The sequence below is a fragment of the Pelomonas lactea genome, assembly GCF_043555885.1.
Lineage (GTDB): Bacteria > Pseudomonadota > Gammaproteobacteria > Burkholderiales > Burkholderiaceae_C > Pelomonas > Pelomonas lactea.
The window spans coordinates 86,998-109,326 of the sequence record NZ_JBIGHX010000007.1 but is presented as its reverse complement, the minus strand read 5'-3'; the positions used below and the strand labels follow the sequence as shown (position 1 = coordinate 109,326).

Annotated in this window: 15 protein-coding genes; 13 read left to right on the top strand and 2 right to left on the bottom strand. The window is 67.4% G+C overall.

The genetic code is table 11. From position 1 onward, the window contains the following. The first annotated feature begins 2 nt into the window (after positions 1–2). Positions 3–329: an iron donor protein CyaY gene (gene cyaY / locus ACG04Q_RS18675; protein ID WP_394512751.1), complete on the top strand. Its 327-nt coding sequence runs from the start codon at positions 3–5 to the stop codon at positions 327–329. Positions 330–458: 129 nt separating this feature from the next. On the opposite strand, the gene ACG04Q_RS18670 is transcribed toward cyaY, so the two are convergent. Further along, positions 459–2,858 (bottom strand): penicillin-binding protein 1A, encoded by a 2,400-nt coding sequence (locus ACG04Q_RS18670; protein ID WP_394512750.1) that lies wholly within the window; start codon positions 2,856–2,858, stop codon positions 459–461. 284 nt (positions 2,859–3,142) lie between these two features. On the opposite strand from ACG04Q_RS18670, the gene ACG04Q_RS18665 reads away from it, so the two are divergent. The 12 genes from ACG04Q_RS18665 to ACG04Q_RS18610 all read left to right on the top strand — a co-directional run bounded on the left by ACG04Q_RS18665 (position 3,143) and on the right by ACG04Q_RS18610 (position 21,683). Then, positions 3,143–4,222: a pilus assembly protein PilM gene (locus ACG04Q_RS18665; protein ID WP_394512749.1), complete on the top strand. Its 1,080-nt coding sequence runs from the start codon at positions 3,143–3,145 to the stop codon at positions 4,220–4,222. Further along, a complete protein-coding gene (locus ACG04Q_RS18660; RefSeq protein ID WP_394512748.1) occupies positions 4,219–4,821 on the top strand; it encodes a PilN domain-containing protein in 603 nt (200 codons plus the stop codon). Before ACG04Q_RS18665 ends, ACG04Q_RS18660 begins: the two co-directional genes overlap by 4 nt. A 5-nt stretch (positions 4,822–4,826) precedes the next feature. After that, positions 4,827–5,504 (top strand): type IV pilus inner membrane component PilO, encoded by a 678-nt coding sequence (locus ACG04Q_RS18655; RefSeq protein ID WP_394512746.1) that lies wholly within the window; start codon positions 4,827–4,829, stop codon positions 5,502–5,504. Further along, positions 5,501–6,025 (top strand): pilus assembly protein PilP, encoded by a 525-nt coding sequence (locus ACG04Q_RS18650; RefSeq protein ID WP_394512744.1) that lies wholly within the window; start codon positions 5,501–5,503, stop codon positions 6,023–6,025. The genes ACG04Q_RS18655 and ACG04Q_RS18650 overlap by 4 nt, the downstream gene beginning before the upstream one ends. Beyond that, the gene (locus ACG04Q_RS18645) at positions 6,022–8,205 is read left to right on the top strand and encodes a type IV pilus secretin PilQ (RefSeq protein ID WP_394512743.1); all 2,184 of its coding nucleotides are present in this window, start codon (positions 6,022–6,024) and stop codon (positions 8,203–8,205) included. Before ACG04Q_RS18650 ends, ACG04Q_RS18645 begins: the two co-directional genes overlap by 4 nt. Positions 8,206–8,240: 35 nt before the next feature. Continuing rightward, positions 8,241–11,678: a beta strand repeat-containing protein gene (locus tag ACG04Q_RS18640; RefSeq protein WP_394512741.1), complete on the top strand. Its 3,438-nt coding sequence runs from the start codon at positions 8,241–8,243 to the stop codon at positions 11,676–11,678. Then, complete coding sequence (locus tag ACG04Q_RS18635; RefSeq protein ID WP_394512739.1) at positions 11,679–12,245, top strand: shikimate kinase; 567 nt, start codon at positions 11,679–11,681, stop codon at positions 12,243–12,245. Positions 12,246–12,283: 38 nt separating this feature from the next. Next, entirely contained in the window at positions 12,284–13,378 is a 1,095-nt protein-coding gene (gene aroB, locus ACG04Q_RS18630) for a 3-dehydroquinate synthase (protein ID WP_394512737.1), read from the top strand. Further along, complete coding sequence (locus tag ACG04Q_RS18625) at positions 13,378–14,517, top strand: deoxyguanosinetriphosphate triphosphohydrolase (RefSeq protein WP_394512736.1); 1,140 nt, start codon at positions 13,378–13,380, stop codon at positions 14,515–14,517. The genes aroB and ACG04Q_RS18625 overlap by 1 nt, the downstream gene beginning before the upstream one ends. Before the next feature lie 69 nt (positions 14,518–14,586). Next, on the top strand, positions 14,587–15,315 hold the full coding sequence (locus ACG04Q_RS18620) for an REP-associated tyrosine transposase (RefSeq protein WP_394512735.1): 729 nt from the start codon (positions 14,587–14,589) through the stop codon (positions 15,313–15,315). A 123-nt stretch (positions 15,316–15,438) separates the two neighbouring features. Next, positions 15,439–20,196 (top strand): glutamate synthase-related protein, encoded by a 4,758-nt coding sequence (locus ACG04Q_RS18615; protein WP_394512733.1) that lies wholly within the window; start codon positions 15,439–15,441, stop codon positions 20,194–20,196. Between the two features lie 11 nt (positions 20,197–20,207). Further along, the gene (locus tag ACG04Q_RS18610; protein ID WP_394512732.1) at positions 20,208–21,683 is read left to right on the top strand and encodes a glutamate synthase subunit beta; all 1,476 of its coding nucleotides are present in this window, start codon (positions 20,208–20,210) and stop codon (positions 21,681–21,683) included. Between the two features lie 9 nt (positions 21,684–21,692). On the opposite strand, the gene ACG04Q_RS18605 is transcribed toward ACG04Q_RS18610, so the two are convergent. Further along, entirely contained in the window at positions 21,693–22,316 is a 624-nt protein-coding gene (locus ACG04Q_RS18605; protein ID WP_394512731.1) for a hypothetical protein, read from the bottom strand. Positions 22,317–22,329: the final 13 nt, after the last annotated feature.

Genomic DNA, 22,329 nt, shown 5'->3' with positions numbered 1-22,329 from the left:
TTATGTCCCTGTCCGACGCCGATTACCACGCCAAGTCTCACGCGCTGCTGGCCCGCATTGAGGCGCAGGTCGATGCCTGGCTCGACGACGACGTGGTCGACATCGACGCCCACCGCACCGGCGGCCTGCTGGAGCTGAGCCTGCCGGGGGGCAGCAAAATCGTCATCAACACCCAGCCGCCGCTGCAGGAGATCTGGCTGGCCGCGCGCTCCGGCGGCTATCACTTCAAGTGGGATGGCTCTCAGTGGGTGGACCGCGAGGGCCAGGAGTTCCTGGCGCGCCTCTCGCACAGCGCCAGCGAACAGAGCGGCCAGGCGCTGACGTTCTGAGGCCCCTCGTCCAAGGAGTACCTTGGCCGGTCCCCCGAGGGGACGGCGATGCTTGCGGCATCGAGCCGCAAGCACATCGCCCTACGCGGGCCGGCTTGGGAGCGGCCCGGCGCTCGGCCCGCAAGGTTTCTATCTCTTGAAGAGGTCCAGGATGGACTTCTTCTCGTCGTCCGTCGCGGCCGGAGGCGCATTCGGTTCGGCGGCGAGTTCCTTCACCCCGTTGCCGGCGGTGTACTCCTCGTAGAACCATTCGCCATTGACGTTGATGACGCCCTCGGGCGGCGCGATCTCGTCCACCGGCTTGTTCTTCAGCGCGAAGCCCATGTACTCGATCCACACCGGCAGGCTCAGGCCCCCGCCGGTCTCGCGGTCGCCCAGCTTGCGCGGCTGGTCGTAGCCGATCCAGACGATGGCGACCAGATCCTTCTGGTAGCCGGCGAACCAGGCGTCCATCGAGTCGTTGGTGGTGCCGGTCTTGCCGTAGATGTCGGGGCGCTTGAGCGTCGCCTGGGCGCGGGCCGCCGTGCCGCTGCGAGTCACCTCCTGCAGCAGGCTGCTCATCAGGAAGGCGTTGCGTGGCTCGATGGCGCGTGCGCTGTCGGCCAGCGTGACGGGCTGCGCCTCGTAGAGCAGGCGGCCCTTGTTGTCGGTGATGCGCGCGATGAGCTGAGGGTTCACGCGGTAGCCGCCGTTGGCGAATACCGCGTAGCCCTGCGCCATCTGCATGGGCGTCACGGAGCCCGCGCCCAGTGCCATCGTCAGGTAGGCCGGGTGCTTCTCGGCCTCGAAGCCGAAGCGCGTGATCCACTCCTGCGCGTACTTCACGCCCACCGAGTGCAGCACGCGGATGGACACCATGTTCTTGGACTTGGCCAGCGCCGTGCGCAGCGGCATCGGGCCCTCGAACTTGCCGTCGTAGTTCTTGGGCTCCCATGGCTGGCTGCCGGTGGTGCCGGCGTCGAAGAAGAGCGGCGCGTCGTTGACGACCGTGGCCGGCGTGAAGCCCTTCTCCAGCGCCGCGGAGTAGATGAAGGGCTTGAAGCTGGAGCCCGGCTGGCGCCAGGCCTGGGTGACGTGGTTGAACTTGTTCTTGTTGTAGTCGAAGCCGCCCACCAGCGCGCGGACCTGGCCCGTGCGCGGGTCCAGCGATACGAACGCGCCTTCCACCTCGGGCAGCTGCGTGATGGTCCACTCGCCGCCGTCCTTCTGCTTCGGTCCCTTGACGACGCGGATGACGGCGCCGCGGCGGATGCGGGTCTTGGGGTTGCCCTTGTCGGACAGGCCGGACGCCGCGGGCTTCAGGCCGTCGCCGGTGATGGTGACGGCGTCGCCGCTCTGCAGCACGGCGGTCACCTTCTTCGGCTCGGCCTCCAGCACGACGGCGGCCAGCAGCTCGTCGTTGGCCGGGTGGTCGGCCAGCGCCTCGGCGATGCGGGCGTCCAGCGCCTTGGCGTCGCCGGGCAGGTCGGCGTAGGCCTCGGGGCCGCGGTAGACCTGGCGCTTCTCGTAGTCCAGGATGCCGCGGCGCAGCGCGCGATAGGCGGTGTTCTGCTCGGCGCTGTCCAGCGTCAGGTAGACATTGAGCCCGCGCGAGTAGGCCTCGTCGCCGTACTGGCTGAAGATCAGCTGGCGCGCCGCCTCGGCGACGAACTCGGCGTGCGAGGCCGACTCCTGCACGGGGCGGATGCGCAGCTTCTCGGCCTTGGCCTCGTCACGCTGCTCTTCCGTGATGTAGCCGGTCTCGTACATCCGCTCGATGATGTACTGCTGGCGGATGGTGGCGCGGCGCGGGTTGTTGATGGGGTTGTAGGCCGACGGCGCCTTGGGCAGGCCGGCCAGCATCGCCGCCTCGGCGACGCTGAGCTTGTCCAGCGTCTTGCCGAAATAGACCTCGCTGGCCGCCGCGAAGCCGTGGGCGCGGTGGCCCAGGAAGATCTGGTTCATGTAGATCTCGAGGATCTTCTCCTTGGGCAGCGCGGCCTCGATCTTCAGCGCCAGCAGGATCTCGTAGATCTTGCGCGTGAAGGTCTTCTCGGTGCTTAGATAGAAGTTGCGCGCCACCTGCATCGTGATGGTGGACGCCCCCTGGCTGCGCGACTCGCCGACGTTGGCCAGGCCCGCGCGGATGATGCCCAGGTAGTCCACGCCGCCGTGCTGGTAGAAGCGGGCGTCCTCGATGGCCAGCACCGCCTCCTGCATGACCTTGGGCGTCTGCTGGATGGGCAGGTAGCTGCGCCGCTCCTCGCCGAACTCGCCCAGCAGCACGCCGTCGCTGGACAGCACGCGCATCGGCAGCTTGGGGCGGTAGTCGGTCAGCCCGCTGATGTCGGGCAGGTACTGGTAGGCCAGCGTCACGCCCAGCGCCAGCAGCAGCGCCACCGTGGCCGCGCCGCCCGCGAGCAGCCCCAGCGTCCACAACGCGATCCGGCCGAGCCGGGAGCCCAGGGTGGCGGTGAGGCGGGAGGAGGGGGAGGAGCCGGCGGCTGCGGGCGAGGGGCTGGGCGCAGCGAGTCGAGACTTGTCTTTCATGTGCCGGCTAAGCACGCCCGCGGGCGCAAGGAGAAGAGGCGGCGGATTATAGGAACGACCATCCGGCCGGCTTGTATACCGCGCACGCCCCCAAACGGCGTGCCAAACGACCGCCACCCGTGTGTTTTTCAGGAGCGTGCAAGCCGCTCCCTTGGTGTATGTTTAGCAACGTGGCGTTACCAGCTCGCGCCGGATTTCCGTTCGGTGTCAAAGGCTTTGCTGCTAGCATTCAAGTAACTTATTAATAGTCCGATACGTAACTCAACGCATCGGCGATAAAGGGCATGGGAATACTCGACGCACTTCTGGGTCGCACGCACCCACCCTTGATCGGCCTGGATATCAGCTCGTCCAGCGTCAAGCTGGTCGAGTTGAGTCAGACCAAGAGCGGCGAGTTCGTGCTGGAGCGCTTTGCCAGCGAGCCGTTCGAGAAGGGGTGGATCGCCGACGGCCAGATCGAGAAGTTTGATGAGGTCGCCGATGCCGTGCGCCGCGTTGTTGCGCGCAGCGGCAGCAAGACACGCGACGCCGCGCTGGCGATGCCGCAGTCGGCAGTCATCACCAAGAAGATCATGCTGCCTGCCGGCCTGCGCGAGGAAGAGCTGGAGCTGCAGGTCGAGGCCGAAGCCAACCAGTACATCCCGTTCTCGCTGGATGAGGTGAGCCTGGACTTCTGCGTCATCGGCCCCAGCCCCACGTCGGTGGGCGACGTCGAGGTGCTGATTGCCGCGTCGCGCAAGGACCGCGTGCAGGATCGCCAGGGCCTGGCCGAGGCCGCCGGCCTGCGGCCCGTCGTGCTGGATATCGAGTCGCACGCGTCGCGTATGGCGATGGGGCGGCTCATCGCCGCACTGCCCAATGAGGGCAAGGATGCGCTGGTCGCGCTGTTCGAGATCGGTGCCGACACGACCAGCCTCAAGGTGCTGCGCGACGACGAGCTGCTGTACGACCGCGACCAGTCCTTCGGCGGCTCGCAGCTCACCCAGCTCATCTCGCGCCAGTACGGCTTCTCCTTCGAGGAGGCCGAGCAGAAGAAGTTGTCCAGCGACCTGCCCGAGGACTACGAGACCAGCGTGCTCAACCCCTTCGTCGACAGCCTGTCGCAGGAGATCGGCCGTGCGCTGCAGTATTTCTTCACCAGCACGCCCCACCACAAGGTGCACTACGTGATGCTGGCCGGCGGCACGGCGACGCTGCCGGGGCTCAAGGAGCGTGTGACCGACCTGACGGGCTTCGCCTGCATGGTGGTCAACCCGTTCGAGAACATGGGCCTGGCCTCGTCCGTGCGCGAGTCCAGGCTGCAACGTGAGGCGCCGTCCTACCTCACCGCCTGCGGCCTCGCGATGCGGAGGTTCTTCCAGTGATCCTGATCAACCTGCTGCCTTACCGAGAGGAAAGGCGCAAGCGGCGCAAGGCCGCGTTCTTCGTCGGCATGGGTGTGGCGGCGGCGGCTGGCGCCGGTGTCGTCGCTGCGGCCTATCTGTTGCTGCAGTTCCTGACGCAGGAGCAGCAGTCGCACAACGCCTACATCCAGAACGAGATCACGCGGCTTGAGTCGCAGATCAAGGACATCGCCAATCTGAAGGCCGAGATCGAGTCGCTGAAGTCGCGCCAACGCGCGGTGGAGGACCTGCAGACCGACCGCAACACGCCCGTCCAGCTGCTCAACGACCTGGCACGCCTGGCGCCCGAGGGCATCTACCTGACGGCCATCCGCCAGACCGACAAGGTCGTGACGGTCAGCGGCATCGCGCAGACCAACGAGCGTGTGTCTGAATTCCTGCGCAATGTGTCGCGGGGGTCGGAATGGCTGGAGAAGCCGGACCTCATCGAGGTGAAGCTGGCGGCCGTCACCACCAACACGCGTGATGCGCGCCGGCTGCTGGACTTCTCCATGAAGGTCTCGATCAAGGTGCCGCCGCGCGATGCCGCAACCGGCGCCTCGGCGCCGAGCAAGGGTTGACCGACATGGCCACCTCGTTGAAAAAGATCGACCTGAATGCCTGGTTCGCGGAGTTCGCCGCGCAGTTCCAGGACCTCAATCCCAAGGAGCCGGGCCAGTGGCCGCTGGCTCCGAAAGTGGCCGCCGGGCTGTTCGTGATGGCGCTGACCATCGCGGGCGGCTATTTCGTGCTGCTGGCCGACGAACAGGCCCGGCTGGAGGCCGAGTACGCCCGCGAGCCCCAGCTGCGCGACGATTTCCGCAACAAGCTGGCGCAGGCCGTCAACCTGCCCGAGCTGCGCAAGCAGAAGAGCCAGGTCGAGGAATACGTGACCCAGCTCGAGAAGCAGCTGCCGGGCAAGGCCGAGATCGATTCGTTGCTGTCCGACATCAGCAGCGCCGGTGTCGGCCGCGGCCTGCAGTTCGAGTTGTTCCGCCCGGGGCAGGTGTTGGTGAAGGACTACTACGCGGAGTTGCCCATTGCCGTGCGCGTGTCGGGTCGTTATCACGACATCGGCGCGTTCGCGGCCGATGTTGCCAATCTGTCGCGCATCGTGACGCTGCACAACCTCATCGTCGTCGCGCCGGCCAATCCCGCCAGCCCGCTGAGCATGGAGGCAACCGCGCGCACCTACCGCTACCTCGATGCGACGGAAGTGGCCGAACAGAAGAAGGCTGCGGCCAAGGCCGGAGGCAAGAAATGAGGCGCCTGCTGATTTGCCTGACCGCCGCGACGGCGCTGTCCGGGTGCGGCACCGACACGGACGAGCTGCGCCAGTGGATGGAGCAGCAGCGCAAGGACGCCAAGCCGTCCGTCACACCGCTGCTGCCGCCCAAGAAGTTCCTGCCTCAGCCCTACGAGTCGGCCGCGGGTGTGGACCCGTTCAGCACACAGAAGCTGAGCGTCGCCATCAAGCAGGAGGCGGCCCAGCCCAACTCGCTGCTGACGGCGGAGATCAACCGGCGCAAGGAGCCTCTGGAGGCCTACCCGCTGGACAGCATGTCCATGGTGGGCAGCCTGACGCGTGATAACAAGCGCTATGCGCTGCTGCGCGTCGACAACCTGCTCTACCAGGTCAAGGCCGGGGACTACCTCGGCCAGAACTTCGGTCGCGTCACCAAGATCAGCGAAACCGAAATCACGTTGCGAGAAGTCGTCCAGGACGCTGCGGGCGAGTGGATCGAGCGCACCAGTACCCTCCAGCTACAGGAGAAGGGACGATGAAGACATTGCAGGAGAACAAGGCTATGGGCCGTAGCTGGATGCTGGGAGTCGCCTTCGCGCTGTTGGGCGCGCCGGTGGCCTGGGCGCAGACCCAGATCCGTTCGATCAACAGCAGCCAGCAGGCGGGCGTGGAGATCGTGCGCATCGAGCTCAGCGAGCCGTTGCCGGCCGTGCCTACGGGCTTCACGGTGCAGACGCCGCCACGCATCGCCATCGACTTGCCAGGCGTTGTCAACGGCATCGGCCGCAACGTGGTGGACATCAACCAGGGCAACCTGCGCTCCGCCAACGTGGCCCAGGCAGGGGACCGCTCGCGCGTCGTGCTGAACCTGCGCCAAGCCTCCACCTACAGCGCCAAGCTGGAGGGCAACGCGCTGGTGTTGGTGCTGAACTCAGCCGCCGCGGCCGCTGCCCAGCCGCCGGGTGAGCCGGTGCACTTTGCGCAGAGCCTGAACGCCGCGCCGCAGTCGCTGCGCGATATCGACTTCCGCCGGGGTGCAGACGGTGCCGGCCGCGTCATCGTCAACCTGCCCAGCAACCAGGTCGGCGTGGACATCCAGCAGCAGGGGCAGAGCCTGGTCGTCGAGTTCCTGCGCTCCAGCCTGCCCGACAACCTGCGCCGCAAGATCGACGTCGTGGACTTCGGCACGCCGGTGCAGCTGATCTCCACGACGCAGACGGGCGACCGCGTGCGCATGGTCGTCGAGCCCAAGGGCAACTGGGAGCACAGCGCCTACCAGAGCGACAACCAGTTCGTGCTGGAAGTCCGGCCGCAGAAGGTCGACCCCAACAAGCTGACGCAGGGCCCGGGTTATGCCGGCGACAAGCTGTCGCTGAACTTCCAGAACATCGAAGTCCGCGCGCTGCTGCAGGTCATCGCCGACTTCACCAACTTCAACGTCGTCACCAGCGACACCGTGACCGGCAACGTCACGCTGCGGCTGAAGGACGTGCCCTGGGATCAGGCACTGGACATCATCATGCAGGCCAAGGGCCTGGGCCTGAAGAAGTCCGGCAACGTGCTGTGGATCGCGCCCAAGGACGAGCTGGCCACCAAGGAAAAGCTGGACCTGGAGGCCAAGGCCGCCATCGCCCAGCTGGAGCCGGTGCGCACCCAGTCCTTCCAGCTGAACTACGTGAAGGCCGAAGAGATCGCCAAGGGCCTGACGGGCCAGAGCATCGGCACGGGCGGCAGCAGCTCGGGTGGCAGCGGCGGTTCCAGCAGCGGCACCCGCATCCTGTCGCCGCGCGGCAGCGTCATCTCCGAGGCGCGCACCAACCAGCTCTTCGTGTCGGACATCCCGAGCAAGCTGGAAGAGATCCAGGCCATGATCGCCAAGATCGACGTGCCGGTGCGCCAGGTGCTGATCGAGGCGCGCATCGTCGAAGCCAACGACCGCTTCGGCCGCGCGCTGGGCGTCAAGCTGGGCGGTTACGACGCCCGCGGCCGCGCCGGCGGCATCCCGGGCTACAACGTCGGCGGCGACAACTACCTGACGGTGGGCAGCAACTACAACCTCGTCGGCTGGCAGACCCGCCAGAACGCCACCGACCCGGGCTACAACAACACCAACTTCGTCAACCTGCCGGCCAACACGTCGTCCGACAGCTTTGCCGGCGCCGTGGCCCAGACCATCGCCGTGTCGCTGTTCAGCGCTACCGCCAACCGTTTCCTGAACCTGGAACTGTCGGCGCTGGAGTCCGACGGCAAGGGCAAGGTGGTGTCCAGCCCGCGCGTCATCACGGCCGACCAGGTCAAGGCGCTGATCGAGCAGGGTGAAGAACTGCCCTACCAGGTCGCCACGGCCAGCGGCGCCACGTCCATCGCCTTCCGCAAGGCCAACCTCAAGCTGGAAGTCACGCCGCAGATCACGCCGGAAGGCAGCGTCATCCTGAACGTGGACGTCAACAAGGACAGCCGCGGCACGCTGACGCCGCAGGGCTACGCCATCAACACCAAGCACGTGCAGACGCAGGTGCTGGTGGAGAACGGTGGCACGGTGGTCATCGGCGGCATCTACACCCAGGACGAAGGCGAGACCGTCAACAAGGTGCCGCTGCTGGGTGATGTGCCCTTCGTCGGCAACCTGTTCAAGAACAAGACGCGCACGACCGCCAAGACCGAGTTGCTGATCTTCCTGACGCCCAAGGTCGTCAGCGAGCGCGCCTCGGTGCGCTGAGCCCCCAGACATTCAGAGATTTCCAGGAGTTCCAGATGTTGCAATCCATCGTCACGCAGGGCTGGCGGCGTCTCGCCCAGGCTGCGCTGGGGCTGGGCATGGCCGCCTTGCTGTCCGCCTGCGGCGGCGGCGGCGGCAGTGCCGGTGACCCGACCTTCCCAGGCACCGGTGGCGGTACCGGCGGCGGCACGACCGGCACGACCGCGTCCGACCTCGTGCTCACGCTCAGCGGCGCCTCACTGCCCACCGATGGCACGGGCTCGGTGCTGGTCACGGTCTACGCGCTGGATGCCAAGCGCAACACGATGGCCAACGTGCCGGTGTCCATTTCCGTCGACTCGAACGCGCTGGTGTCCACCAGTGACACCAAGACCGACACCAGCGGTGTCGTGACGGGCTCGGTCCGCATCGGCTCCGACCAGTCCAAGCGCACGATCACCGTCACGGCGGTCAGCGGCTCCATCACGAAGACCGCGCAGATCGCGGTCGTCACGCCATCGCCGATCGGCACCACGGGCGGCCCGGCGCTGACCGTCAACCTGTCGACGACACAGATCACACCGGCCGTCGGTGCAACGGTCACGCTGTCGCTGAAGTCCGCCACCGGCGTGGCGCTGTCCGACGTGGTCGTCAGCCTTGCGACGAGCCGCGGCAATCTGGCGGACCTGTCGGTGTCCACCGTTCGCACCGATGCGAGCGGCACGGCCACCGCGACGCTCAAGGCCAGTTCGTCCGGCATCACCGGCTCCGACTACGTCACCGCCTTCGCGACCGTGGGTTCCGTGGTCGCGAGTGCGCAGCAGGCCTTCACGGTCAACAACGCGCGGCCGACGCTGACCGTGAACCCGGCCTCGGTGACGCTGCGCCTGTCGCAGCCGGCGCCCGAGGTGGCGATGACGGTTCGTGATGCGGCCGGTCAGCCGGTGCCGCTGCAGACGCTGCGCCTGGCGTCGAGCAGCTTCAACACCACGCCGACGCCCGAAGACGTGACGACCGACAGCAACGGCATTGCGCGCAGCACCCTCAAGCTGGCCACCGGTGCCACGTCGACAACCGACACCATCACGGTGTCTGGCAACTACACGGCGCCGGGCGGCAACGTCACCTTCCTGACCGCCAACGTGATCGCGCAGATCATCGGCGAGTCGCCGACGGCGACGATGACGCTGAGCAACTCCAACGTCACCGCATCCACCGCGTCGACGGCCAGCGTGCTGGTGCGCGATGTGTCCGGCAATCCCGCCTCGAATCAGCTGGTGCAGTTCAGCTCGCAGTTCGGCCTGGTCAAGTTCGACGCGACCACGGTGCTGACCGACGCCACCGGCGTCGCCAAGGTCACGGTCACGCCCGCAACGTCGGGCGCGAACGGTGCCGACATCATCAAGGCCACCACGACGCTGAGCAACATTGCCGCTACCGACAGCAAGCCGGTTCAGGTGGTCAGTGCGACGTCGCCCGGTACGCCGGTGCTGCAGCTGGCGCTGTCGTCCGCCTCGGTGAGCGCGGCGGTGCCCGCCACCGTCACGGCCACGCTGACCGATTCGCGCGGCCAGCCGGTGTCCGGCCAGGTCGTCACCTTCACGGTCGTGCGCGGCCTGGGCCGCCCCAACGTCGGTACCGCGCTGACGGATGCGACCGGCAAGGCCGTCGCGCTGCTGTCGCCGGCCACGTCGGCGTCGGCTGGCGCCGATGAAGTCACGGCCACCGTGCAGTACTCCGGTGCCTCGTTGTCTGCGACGCAGGGCTTCCAGGTCCAGGCCACGAATGCCACTATCGTCAGCTTTACCGGCCCGAACTCGCTGTCGGCCTACGGGCAGAACACGCTGACGCTCACACTGACTGGCGCTGCGGTCGATTCGCCGGTCAAGCTGAGCGTGTCGTCCGCCTGCACGGCAGCCGGCAAGGCGACCGTGTCGCCGTCTTCGATTTCCGCCACCAGCAACACGGTGACGCTGCAGTACCGCGACAACGGCTGCGGCGCCGTGCAGCCGTCGGACCTGCTGCAGGTGGTGATCGACGGCACGTCCACGGCCAAGCAGCTGACGCTGCCCATCGCCGCCCCCGCGGCGGTGAGCCTGGCCTTCATCTCGTCGGCGCCCGAGCAGATCTTCCTGAAAGGCTCCGGCTTCACCGAGTCCTCCATCGTGACCTTCGAGGTCCGCGACGCGGCCGGCAACCCGCTGCCCAACAAGGTCGTCGAGCTGCGTCTGCAAACCGGCGCCGGCGGCGTGACGATGGAAGGCCGTGGTGTCGAGTCGGTGGACCCGCTGTCCGCCAGCCCGTTCACACAGACCTCCAATGCGCTGGGTCGGGTGTTTGCGCGTGTGAACTCTGGTACTCAGCCGACGCCGGTGCGCGTCCACGCCAAGCTCAGCGGCGAGGCTGTGGCCACCGTGTCCAGCAACCTCAGCGTGGGCATCGGCCTGCCGTCGCAGCTGAATTTCTCGATGTCGCAGCGTGTCTTCAACATCGAAGGCTATGACCGCGACAACACGGCCAACACCTACACCATCCTGGCCGCGGACCGCAGCGGCAACCCGGTGCCACTGGGCACGGTGGTCAACTTCGTCGCTGAAAGCGGCCAGATCGAGTCCAGCAAGCAGATCACTCAGGTCAACGGGATCTCGCAGGCCACGGTGAACTACGCCTCTGCGTCGCCCAAGCCGGTGGATGGCCGCGCCACCATCGTGGCCTATGCGCTGGGTGAGGAATCCTTCATCGACAAGAACGGCAACAACGTCTACGACGCCAGCCAGAGCGAGGAGTTCCAGGATCTCGGCAACATCTTCAAGGACCGCAACTTCGACGGCCTGTACGACAGCGCCTTCGACGAGTACATCGGTCTGACGCTGGCCAGCAATACCAGCAGCACCTGCAAGACCTGGACGGGCACAGCCGGCATCCTGCTGCGCCTGGACTCGTCCGTGCCGTCGGTGCCGGGCACCTGTGACAACAAGTGGAGCGGCTCGGGCCAGGTGTACGTGCGTCGCGCGATGGAGACGGTGCTGTCGACCTCCACGGCACGTCCGCTGTGGCCGTTCGGCAGCTCCGCCACCGGCAAGGCGAGCGCACCCATCACGCTGCAGGTGGGCCGCAATGTCACCGACACGGCGAACTTCTACGCGCTGAGCGGCGGCGACCGGGTCTGCAACGCCGGTACCACGGGCAGCGTGTTCCTGATCGCCGCGGACAACAACCCCGGTCTGCCCAATTCGTCGGGCGGCTATGACGTGTACCCGCGCCTGAATCCGATGGCGGCGGGCACCGTGATCGGCGCTTCGTCCCCCACGGTCGGCTTTAGCGCCTCGCTGGCCGGTGGCTCGCCTGTGGCCAGTTCGTACGACGCGACCGCGTTCGCGATCGGCTACACCTTCGACACGGCTTCCGTGGGCGCCGTGTTCGTCACGCTGACCTCGCCCAGCGGCGTCGGCTCGACCTTCAGCTTCACGGTCTACCGGGGCGCCTGTCCCTGAGTGGCGCTGAAGCTCACGCTCGTCGGCATGCCCGGCGGTGGCAAGTCCACCGTCGGCAAGCAACTGGCACGCCAGATCGGCGTGCCTTTTGTCGATTCGGACCATGAGATCGAGCGCCGTGTCGGCGGCAGCGTCCGGCAGTTCTTCGACCAGCACGGCGAGGACGCCTTCCGTGACCTGGAGACCGAAGTTCTTGCCGAGTTGATCGCCCGGCCCGGTGACAGCGTGCTGGCCACTGGCGGCGGCGCGGTGCTGCGCGAGCGCAACCGCGAGCTGCTGCATGCCGGCTCCACGGTGCTCTACCTCCGCTCCACGCCCGAAGACCTGTTCCGACGCCTTCGTCATGACACGACCCGGCCGTTGTTGCAGGTGAAGGACCCGCTGGCCAAGTTGCGCGAGCTGCACCAGCAGCGCGACCCGTTGTACCGGCGTTGCGCGCACTATGTGCTGGAGAGCGCCCGCCCGTCGGTGCATGCGCTCGTCAACATGGCGCTGATGCAGCTGGAGCTGGCCGGCCTGCTGGATCCGGCCCGCGTGGCGGCCACGGTCGGCGCCGAGCCGCACTGACGGCGCCGGCCGGGGAGGGCGGCTCTTACACTCGCCGCATGCCTGCCACCGACACCGTCCACATCCCGCTTCCCGACGACCGCGACTACGAGATCCGCATCGGCGCCGGCCTGCTCGACGCGCCGGCCAGCTGGCAGGGGCTGCCCAAGGCCGCGGCGGCCGTCATCGTCAGCAACGAGACCGTGGCGCCGCTGTACGCGCAGCGCCTGCGCGAGCGGCTGCTGGCCGTCTATCCACGCGTCGACGTGGTTGTGCTGCCGGATGGCGAGCAGCACAAGGACTGGGCCAGCCTGAACCTGGTCTTCGACCACCTGCTGGGCCAGGCGCTGGATCGCAAGACCGTGCTGTTCGCGCTGGGCGGCGGCGTGGTGGGCGACATGACCGGCTTCGCGGCCGCCACCTACATGCGCGGCGTGCCCTTCGTGCAGGTGCCCACGACGCTGCTGGCACAGGTCGATTCGTCGGTGGGCGGCAAGACCGCGATCAACCACCCGCTGGGCAAGAACATGCTGGGCGCGTTCTATCAGCCCGAGCGCGTCATCGCCGACCTCGACACGCTGGACACGCTGCCCGACCGCGAACTGTGGGCGGGCTTGGCCGAGGTCATCAAGTACGGGCCCATCGCCGATGCCGGCTTCCTGTGCTGGATCGAGGACAACCTCGATGCGCTGCTGGCGCGCGACAAGGCGGTGCTCGGCTACGCGGTGCGCCGCAGTTGCGAGATCAAGGCCGACGTGGTGGGGCAGGACGAGAAGGAGCAAGGCCTGCGCGCCATCCTGAACTTCGGCCACACCATCGGCCACGCGATCGAGTCCGGCCTGGGCTACGGCGAATGGCTGCATGGCGAGGCGGTCGCCTGCGGCATGGTGCTGGCGGCGGACTTGTCGCATCGCCTGGGCCTGATGCCGGCCGACTTCACAGCGCGGCTGCGCACGCTGATCGAGCGCGCGGGCCTGCCGGTGGTGCCGCCCCGGCTGGGCGCCGAGCGCTACCTGCAGCTGATGCGGGTGGACAAGAAGGCCGAGGCGGGGGCGATCCGCTTCGTGCTCATCGAGGCGCTGGGGCGCGCGGGGCTGCACGCCGTGCCCGACGCGCTGATCGCCGACACGCTGGCCGCGCACGGAGCCGCCTGATGGCACCGGCGGCCCGCCCGGCTTACGCCGCCGACCCGGCGCGCAGCCGCGGCCGCCGCCTCCCTGAGCCGGCCGCGCCGACGCGCAGCGACTTCCAGCGCGACCGCGACCGCATCATCCACAGCACCGCCTTTCGCCGGCTGGTCTACAAGACGCAGGTCTTCCTCAACCACGAGGGCGACCTGTTCCGCACGCGGCTGACGCACTCGCTGGAGGTGGCGCAGCTGGGCCGTTCCATCGCCCGCAGCCTGGGCCTGGACGAGGATCTCGTCGAGGCGGTCGCGCTGGCCCACGACCTGGGCCACACGCCGTTCGGCCATGCCGGGCAGGACGTGCTGGACGAGTGCATGCAGGGCCACGGCGGCTTCGAGCACAACCTGCAGTCGCTGCGCGTCGTGGACCATCTGGAGCAGCGCTACCCGGCCTTCGACGGGCTCAACCTCTGCTTCGAAACGCGCGAGGGCATCCTCAAGCATTGCTCGCGCCGCAACGCCGAGCTGATCGATGCGGTGGAGCCGGGCGGCATCGCGACGCGCTTTCTGCACGGTGGCCAGCCCAGCCTGGAGGCGCAGCTGTGCAATGTCGCCGACGAGGTGGCCTACAACGCGCACGACGTGGACGACGGCGTGCGCTCCGGCCTCATCGAGCTGGAGCAACTGCTGGAGGTGGAGCTGGTGCGCGAGCACTGGCGTGCGGCGCTGGACGAGCATCCGCAGCTGACCGGCAAGCGGCTGCTGTTCGAGACCATCCGCCGCATGCTGTCGGCGCAGGTCTACGACATCATCGACGCCACCCGCGCCGCGCTGGCCGAGGCCGCGCCCATGGATGCCGACGCGGCGCGCCGCGCCGACAAACCGCTACTGCGCTTCAGCCCCGGCATGCGGGCCAAGAGCACCGTGCTCAAGCGCTTCCTGTTTGCCAACCTGTACCGCCACCCGCAGGTTCAGGCGACGCGCGCGCGTGCGGAGCAGATCCTGCGCGACCTGTTCGCCGTTTACGCCGGTGACGCCACGCAGCTGCCGCCTGACTTCGCCGAACGCCCGGACCGCGAGCGTGCCTGCGCTGACTACATTGCCGGCATGACCGACCGGTTCGCCATCCGCGAGCACCAGCGGCTGACCGGCAAGACACTCTTCTGAAAATGTGAAAATGGGGTCGGAGTCGACTATGCTGCCCGGGCGCTCCGCGCCGGAGCAGCAAGGACTCGCATGGCCCGTCTTCCCCGACTGATCCTGCCGGATCAACCGCACCACGTGATCCTGCGCGGCAACAACCGCCAGGCCATCTTCTACAGCGATCTGGACCGCGAATATCTGCTCGCCACGCTGGCCGAGGCGGCCGGGCAGTACCGCGTCGCCGTCCACGCCTATGTGCTGATGGACAACCACCTGCACCTGCTGGTGACGCCGCCCGCGGCCGACGCGCTCAGCCGCATGATGCAGTCCCTGGGGCGGCGCTACGTGGGCTGGTTCAACGCGCGCCATCAGCGCAGCGGCACGCTGTGGGAGGGGCGGTTCCGAGCTGGGCTGATCGAGGGTGAGCGCCATCTGCTGGCCTGCATGCGCTACATCGAACTGAACCCGGTGCGCGCCGGGCTGTGCGTGGAGCCGGCCCAGTGGTCGTGGTCCAGTGCCCGGCATCACCTCGGTCTGGCACGCAGTTCGCTAGTCACGGAGCACGAGATGTACTGGCTGCTCGGCAACACGCCGTTCGAGCGAGAGCACGCCTACAGAGAGTTCCTGGAGCAGGGCGTGCCGGCGGCCGAACAGGCGCATTTCACCGAATCGGTGCTGCGCGGGCGGCCGGTCGGCAGCGACGCGTTCCTGAAGCCGCTGGCGGTGGACCACGCGGCGGTGGTCACCCGGCGCCCGCGCGGCCGGCCGCGCAAGGCGGCTCCCGATGTGCCGTCGAATGACGAGCCCGGCGCGCGACTGTGACCCCATTTATTTTTTATCGAGCCTGCTTATTGAATTAAATCGACTCTGACCCTATTTTAATCAAGTTGCCGCATTTGCTGCGCTGCATTACGCTTCCGCCCTGTTGTGTTCCAGGAGGGCGCCATGAGCCACGCCGCGCAGATTCAGTCCGAAATCAAAGACCTCGCCGAGAACGGGCTGTACCGTCCGGCCAACGAAAAGGACGCCTGCGGCCTGGGCTTTGTGGCTCATATCAAGGGGCAGAAGGCGCACAACATCGTCCAGCAGGGACTGAAGATCCTTGAAAACCTCGACCACCGCGGCGCGGTGGGGGCCGACAAACTGATGGGCGACGGCGCCGGCATCCTGATCCAGATCCCGGACGAGTACTACCGCGAGGAAATGGCCAAGCAGGGCATCACCCTGCCGCCGCCCGGCGAGTACGGCGTCGGCATGATCTTCCTGCCCAAGGAAGCCGCCTCCCGCCTAGCCTGCGAGCAGGAGCTGGCCCGCGCCATCAAGGCGGAAGGCCAGGTGCTGATTGGCTGGCGCGATGTGCCGGTGGACCGCGACATGCCGATGTCGCCCACCGTCCGCGAGAAGGAGCCGGTGATCCGCCAGATCTTCATCGGCCGCGGCCCGGACATCATCGTCCCCGACGCGCTGGAGCGTAAGCTCTACGTCATCCGCAAGACGGCCTCCAGCGCCATCCAGGCGCTGCAGCTGACGCACAGCCGCGAGTACTACGTGCCCAGCATGAGCTGCCGCACGGTCATCTACAAGGGCCTGCTGCTGGCCGATCAGGTCGGCAAGTACTACCAGGACCTGGCCGACCCGCGCGTCGTGTCCGCCATCGCGCTGGTCCACCAGCGCTTCTCCACCAACACTTTCCCCGAGTGGCCGCTGGCCCACCCCTACCGCATGGTCTGCCACAACGGCGAGATCAACACGGTCAAGGGCAACTTCAACTGGATGCGCGCCCGCGAAGGCGTCATGAAGTCGCCGGTGCTGGGTGACGACCTGAAGAAGCTCTACCCGATCAGCTTCGAGCACCAGTCCGACACGGCCACCTTCGACAACGCCATCGAGCTGCTGACGATGGCCGGCTACCCGCTCGCGCACGCGGCCATGATGATGATCCCAGAAGCCTGGGAGCAGCACGAAGGCATGGACGAACGCCGCCGTGCGTTCTACGAGTACCACGCCGCCATGATGGAGCCGTGGGACGGCCCCGCCGCGATGGCGTTTACGGACGGCCGCCAGGTCTGCGCCGCGCTGGACCGCAACGGCCTGCGCCCCGCCCGCTACTGCATCACCGACGACGACCTGGTCGTCATGGCCTCCGAATCCGGCGTGCTGCCGATTCCCGAAAGCAAGATCGTCAAGAAGTGGCGCCTGCAGCCCGGCAAGATGTTCCTCATCGACCTGGAGCAGGGCCGCATCGTCGATGACGAAGAGCTGAAGAACCAGTACGCCAACGCGCGTCCCTACCGGCAGTGGATCGAGAACGTCCGCGTCAAGCTGGACGACATCGCCGTGCCCGAGACCGCGCGCCCTGGGTTCGCCACGTCGCTGCTGAACCGCCAGCAGGCCTTCGGCACGACGCAGGAGGACATCAAGTTCCTGCTCGCCCCGATGGCCGCCAATGGCGAAGAAGGCATCGGCTCCATGGGCAATGACTCGCCGCTGGCCGTGCTGTCGAGCAAGAACAAGCCGCTGTACAACTACTTCAAGCAGCTGTTCGCCCAGGTCACGAATCCGCCGATCGACCCGATCCGCGAGAACATCGTGATGTCGCTGAACAGCTTCATCGGCCCCAAGCCCAACCTGCTGGACATCAACGCGGTCAATCCGCCGATGCGCCTCGAAGTCAGCCAGCCCGTGCTGGACTTCGACGACATGGCCCGCCTGCGCCACATCGAAGGCCCGACCCACGGCAAGTTCAAGTCCTGCGAGCTGGACATCACCTACCCGACGGGCTGGGGGCGCGAGGGCGTCGAGGCCCAACTGGCCTCGTTGTGCGCGTCGGCCGTGGATGCCATCAAGAGCGGCCACAACATCCTCATCATCACGGACCGCCACCTCAGCGTGGAGCGCATCGCCATCCCCGCGCTGCTGGCACTGTCTGCCGTCCACCACCACCTCGTGCGCGAAGGCCTGCGCACGACGGCCGGTCTGGTCGTCGAGACCGGCACCGCCCGCGAGGTGCATCACTTCGCCGTGCTGGCAGGTTATGGCGCCGAAGCCGTCCACCCCTACCTGGCGCTGGAAACCCTGGAGGCCATGCAGGACGAACTGCCGGCCAAGCTGACGGCCGAGCAGGCCCGATACAACTACATCAAGGCCGTGGGCAAGGGTCTGTCCAAGATCATGTCCAAGATGGGCATCTCGACCTACATGTCCTACTGCGGCGCGCAGATCTTCGAGGCCATCGGCCTGAAGGCGGACTTCGTCGAGAAGTACTTCCGCGGCACCGCCACGCAGGTCGGCGGCATCGGCGTGTTCGAGGTGGCGGAAGAAGCCATCCGCATGCACGAGGCGGCCTTCGGCGACGACCCCGTGCTTGAGAACATGCTGGATGCCGGCGGCGAGTACGCCTGGCGCACCCGCGGCGAAGAGCACATGTGGACGCCCGACGCCATCGCCAAGCTGCAGCACAGCTCGCGCAGCGGCAAGTTCGAGACCTACAAGGAATACGCACAGATCATCAACGACCAGAGCAAGCGCCACATGACGCTGCGCGGTCTGTTCGAGTTCAAGTTCGACCCGAGCAAGGCCGTGCCGCTGGACGAGGTCGAGCCGGCTGCCGAGATCGTCAAGCGCTTCGCGACCGGCGCGATGTCGCTGGGTTCCATCTCCACCGAGGCCCACGCCACGCTGGCCGTCGCGATGAACCGCATCGGCGGCAAGAGCAACACCGGTGAGGGCGGCGAAGACCCGGCTCGCTACCGCAACGAGCTCAAGGGCATCAAGATCGTCGGCGGCGCCAAGATCGGCGACGTGCTGGGCCACAAGATCATGGAGGCCGACTACGAGCTGAAGGAAGGCGACAGCCTGCGCTCCAAGATCAAGCAGGTCGCGTCGGGCCGCTTCGGTGTCACGACCGAATACCTGGTCAGCGCCGACCAGATCCAGATCAAGATGGCCCAGGGCGCCAAGCCCGGTGAAGGCGGCCAGCTGCCCGGCGGCAAGGTGTCGGAGTACATCGGCTTCCTGCGTCACTCGGTACCGGGCGTGGGCCTCATCAGCCCGCCGCCGCACCACGACATCTACTCCATCGAAGACCTGGCGCAGCTCATCCACGACCTGAAGAACGTCAACCCGCAGGCCGACGTGTCGGTCAAGCTGGTGTCGGAGGTGGGCGTGGGCACGGTGGCCACCGGCGTGGCCAAGTGCAAGGCCGACCACATCGTCATCGCCGGCCATGACGGCGGCACGGGCGCCTCGCCCTGGTCGTCCATCAAGCACTGCGGCACGCCGTGGGAGCTGGGCCTGGCCGAGACGCAGCAGACGCTGGTCGTCAACCGCCTGCGTGGCCGCGTGCGCGTGCAGGCCGATGGCCAGATGAAGACCGGCCGCGACGTCGTCATCGGCGCGCTGCTGGGCGCCGACGAGTTCGGCTTCGCGACCGCGCCGCTGGTGGCCGAGGGCTGCATCATGATGCGCAAGTGCCACCTGAACACCTGCCCGGTGGGCGTGGCCACGCAAGACCCGGTGCTGCGCAAGAAGTTCACCGGCCGCCCCGAGCACGTCGTCAACTACTTCTTCTTCGTCGCGGAAGAGGCGCGCCAGATCATGGCCCAGCTCGGCGTGCGCAAGTTCGACGAACTGATCGGGCGCAGCGACTGGCTGGACACCAAGAAGGCCATCACGCACTGGAAGGCCAAGGGCCTGGACTTCGCCCGCATCTTCCACCGCCCGAACGTGCCGGCCGACGTGGCCCGCATCCACAACGATGTGCAGGACCACGGCCTGGACAAGGCGCTGGACGTCAAGCTCATCGAGAAGTGCCTGCCCGCCTTCGAGAAGGGCGAGAAGGTGCAGTTCATGCAGGAGGTGACGAACGTGCGCCGCTCGGTGGGCGCGCGCCTGTCCGGCGAGCTGATCCGCCGCAAGCCCGAGGGCCTGACCGACCACACCATCTTCATCCAGATGGAAGGCACGGGTGGCCAGAGCTTCGGCGCCTTCCTGGCCCAAGGCATCACCTTCTACCTGATCGGTGATGCCAACGACTACACCGGCAAGGGCCTGTCCGGCGGTCGCGTCGTCGTGCGCCCCAGCATCGACTTCCGCGGCGACGCGGCGAAGAACATCATCGTCGGCAACACAGCGCTGATCGGCGCGACGCGCGGCGAGGCCTTCTTCCGCGGCGTGGCGGGCGAGCGCTTCGCGGTGCGCCTGTCGGGCGCCACCGCGGTTGTCGAAGGCACGGGCGACCACGGCTGCGAGTACATGACCGGCGGCACCGTTGCCGTGCTGGGCAAGACCGGCCGCAACTTCGCTGCCGGCATGAGCGGTGGCATCGCCTACGTCTACGACGAGGACGGCCACTTCGCCAAGCGCTGCAACACCAGCATGGTCACGCTCGAGAAGCTGCAGGCCGCGGCAGAGCAGGAGGCGCAGGTCGACAAGGCCATCTGGCACCGCACCAAGGGCGTCGATGGCGTGGACCGCGAGGCTCAGACCGACGAAGCCATCCTGCGCAAGCTGCTGGAAGACCACCACCGCTGGACCGGCAGCCAGCGTGCGCGCGACATCCTCGACCACTGGGCCGAGGCGCGCACCAAGTTCATTAAGGTGTTCCCGAACGAATACCGCCGCGCGCTGGGCGAGCTCAACGCAGCCAAGGAAACCGCACAAACCATCGCTCAGGCCAAGTCGCCTGTGGCGGCCAAGGTCTAAGGAGTCACGTCATGGGGAAAGTCACTGGCTTCCTGGAATACGAGCGTCTGGAAGAGGGCTACGAGCCCGTCACCGCGCGCGTCAAGAACTACAAGGAATTCGTCATCGGCCTGAACGTCGAGCAGGCCAAGCAGCAGGGCGCCCGCTGCATGGACTGCGGCACGCCGTTCTGCAACAACGGCTGCCCGGTGAACAACGTGATTCCGGACTTCAACGACCTGGTCTACAAGGGCCGTCCGGAGGACTGGAAGCACGCTATTCATGTGCTGCACAGCACCAACAACTTCCCCGAGTTCACCGGCCGCATCTGCCCCGCGCCCTGCGAGGCCGCCTGCACGCTGAACGTCAATGACGACGCGGTGGGCATCAAGTCCATCGAGCACGCCATCATCGACCGCGCCTGGGCCGAGGGCTGGGTGACGCCTCAGCTGCCCAAGAGCAAGACGGGCAAGAAGGTGGCCATCGTTGGTGCCGGCCCCGCCGGCCTGGCCGCTGCCCAACAATTGGCCCGCGTGGGCCACAGCGTCACGGTGTTCGAGAAGAACGACCGCGTCGGCGGTCTGCTGCGCTACGGCATCCCGGACTTCAAGATGGAGAAGTCCCACATCGACCGCCGCGTCGAGCAGATGAAGGCCGAGGGTGTCGAGTTCCGCACCGGCGTCATGGTCGCCTCGCTGCCCGAAGGCTCCAAGGTCACCAACTGGGCCAAAGAGACCGTCACGGCGGACGAACTGAAGAGCCAGTTCGACGCCGTGCTGCTGACCGGCGGTGCTGAGCAGTCGCGCGACCTTCCGGTGCCGGGTCGTGACCTGGCCGGCGTGCACTTCGCGATGGAGTTCCTGCCGCAGCAGAACAAGGTCAACGCTGGCGACAAGCTCAAGGGCCAGATCCGCGCGGACGGCAAGCACGTCGTCGTCATCGGCGGCGGCGACACGGGCTCCGACTGCGTGGGCACCAGCAACCGCCACGGTGCCAAGAGCGTCGTGCAGTTCGAGCTGATGCCCCAGCCGCCCGAGATGGAAGACCGCCCGCTGACCTGGCCCTACTGGCCGATCAAGCTGCGCACCTCGTCCAGCCACGAAGAGGGCTGCGAGCGCGAGTTCGCCATCGCCACGAAGGAATTCATCGGCGAGAAGGGCAAGCTCACCGGCGTCAAGACCGTGCGCCTGAAGTGGGAAGGCGGCAAGATGACCGAGGTCGAGGGCAGCGAACAGGTGCTCAAGGCCGACCTGGCCTTCCTGGCGATGGGTTTCGTGTCGCCGGTCGCGACCATCCTGGACGCCTTCGGTGTCGACAAGGATGCGCGTGGCAATGGCAAGGCCAGCACGGAAGGCGCCAATGCGTACAAGACCAATGTCGACAAGGTGTTCGCCGCCGGCGACATGCGCCGCGGCCAGAGCCTGGTGGTGTGGGCCATCCGCGAAGGCCGCCAGGCCGCGAAGGCCGTGGACGAGTACCTGATGGGCGCCAGCAACCTGCCGCGCTGAGCGGCGAAGTCAGGGCAGCGTGATCACTTTCGCGCTGCCCGCCCGGGCACCCAGGCAGCGCGCCGCGCTGGCCTCTTGGCCCGGCACCCAAGACCATCGAGGCTGGCCTGTGCCAGCCTCGAAGTCCATCTGCAGGCAGCGCCTGGCGGTGGCCGGCTCCGGTTCGAAGCGGCTGCCCTCTAGCGCGCGCTTGAACTGATCGCCGAACGCGTGTGCGGCATCGGCAGGCCAGGTGGCCGTGGCAATGTCCGTGGGGCGGCCAGCTTCGTCCAGCCGCAGGAAGGCCCGCACCTGCACGCCATCGGCCGGCATCGGTGCGTCGGGCATGCCGACGTCGCCGGGCGTCTCCGCGAAGCGGGGCGGCCGCGCATCGGCCTCGTCACCTCCGGTGCGCGTGGGCGGCGCGGCGGGCGCCTTGTCCTCCAGCGATTCGGGTGCCGCTGCTGACGGCCCCTGCGCAACGGGCGGGGCAGGGGTGGGGGCTTCCAGCATCACGCGCGCTTGGAGCGGGCTGCCGCCGGCCACAGCGCTGCCGGCCTGCCCGTGCAGGGACATGGCGCCCCAGCCCAGTACGGCTGCATGCACGGTTGCCGCCAGCAGCACGCTGACGGCGACAGGCCGGGAACTGGTCATGCCCCCATGCGGC

What these genes read in the sequence shown, in the direction of transcription:
- ACG04Q_RS18670 (WP_394512750.1), bottom strand. Translation starts at nt 2,858, where the DNA reads ATGAAAGACAAGTCTCGACTCGCTGCGCCCAGCCCCTCGCCCGCAGCC.
- ACG04Q_RS18625 (WP_394512736.1), top strand. Translation starts at nt 13,378, where the DNA reads ATGGCACCGGCGGCCCGCCCGGCTTACGCCGCCGACCCGGCGCGCAGC.
- ACG04Q_RS18615 (WP_394512733.1), top strand. Translation starts at nt 15,439, where the DNA reads ATGAGCCACGCCGCGCAGATTCAGTCCGAAATCAAAGACCTCGCCGAG.
- ACG04Q_RS18620 (WP_394512735.1), top strand. Translation starts at nt 14,587, where the DNA reads ATGGCCCGTCTTCCCCGACTGATCCTGCCGGATCAACCGCACCACGTG.
- ACG04Q_RS18645 (WP_394512743.1), top strand. Translation starts at nt 6,022, where the DNA reads ATGAAGACATTGCAGGAGAACAAGGCTATGGGCCGTAGCTGGATGCTG.
- aroB (WP_394512737.1), top strand. Translation starts at nt 12,284, where the DNA reads ATGCCTGCCACCGACACCGTCCACATCCCGCTTCCCGACGACCGCGAC.
- ACG04Q_RS18665 (WP_394512749.1), top strand. Translation starts at nt 3,143, where the DNA reads ATGGGAATACTCGACGCACTTCTGGGTCGCACGCACCCACCCTTGATC.
- ACG04Q_RS18655 (WP_394512746.1), top strand. Translation starts at nt 4,827, where the DNA reads ATGGCCACCTCGTTGAAAAAGATCGACCTGAATGCCTGGTTCGCGGAG.
- cyaY (WP_394512751.1), top strand. Translation starts at nt 3, where the DNA reads ATGTCCCTGTCCGACGCCGATTACCACGCCAAGTCTCACGCGCTGCTG.
- ACG04Q_RS18650 (WP_394512744.1), top strand. Translation starts at nt 5,501, where the DNA reads ATGAGGCGCCTGCTGATTTGCCTGACCGCCGCGACGGCGCTGTCCGGG.
- ACG04Q_RS18605 (WP_394512731.1), bottom strand. Translation starts at nt 22,316, where the DNA reads ATGACCAGTTCCCGGCCTGTCGCCGTCAGCGTGCTGCTGGCGGCAACC.
- ACG04Q_RS18640 (WP_394512741.1), top strand. Translation starts at nt 8,241, where the DNA reads ATGTTGCAATCCATCGTCACGCAGGGCTGGCGGCGTCTCGCCCAGGCT.
- ACG04Q_RS18610 (WP_394512732.1), top strand. Translation starts at nt 20,208, where the DNA reads ATGGGGAAAGTCACTGGCTTCCTGGAATACGAGCGTCTGGAAGAGGGC.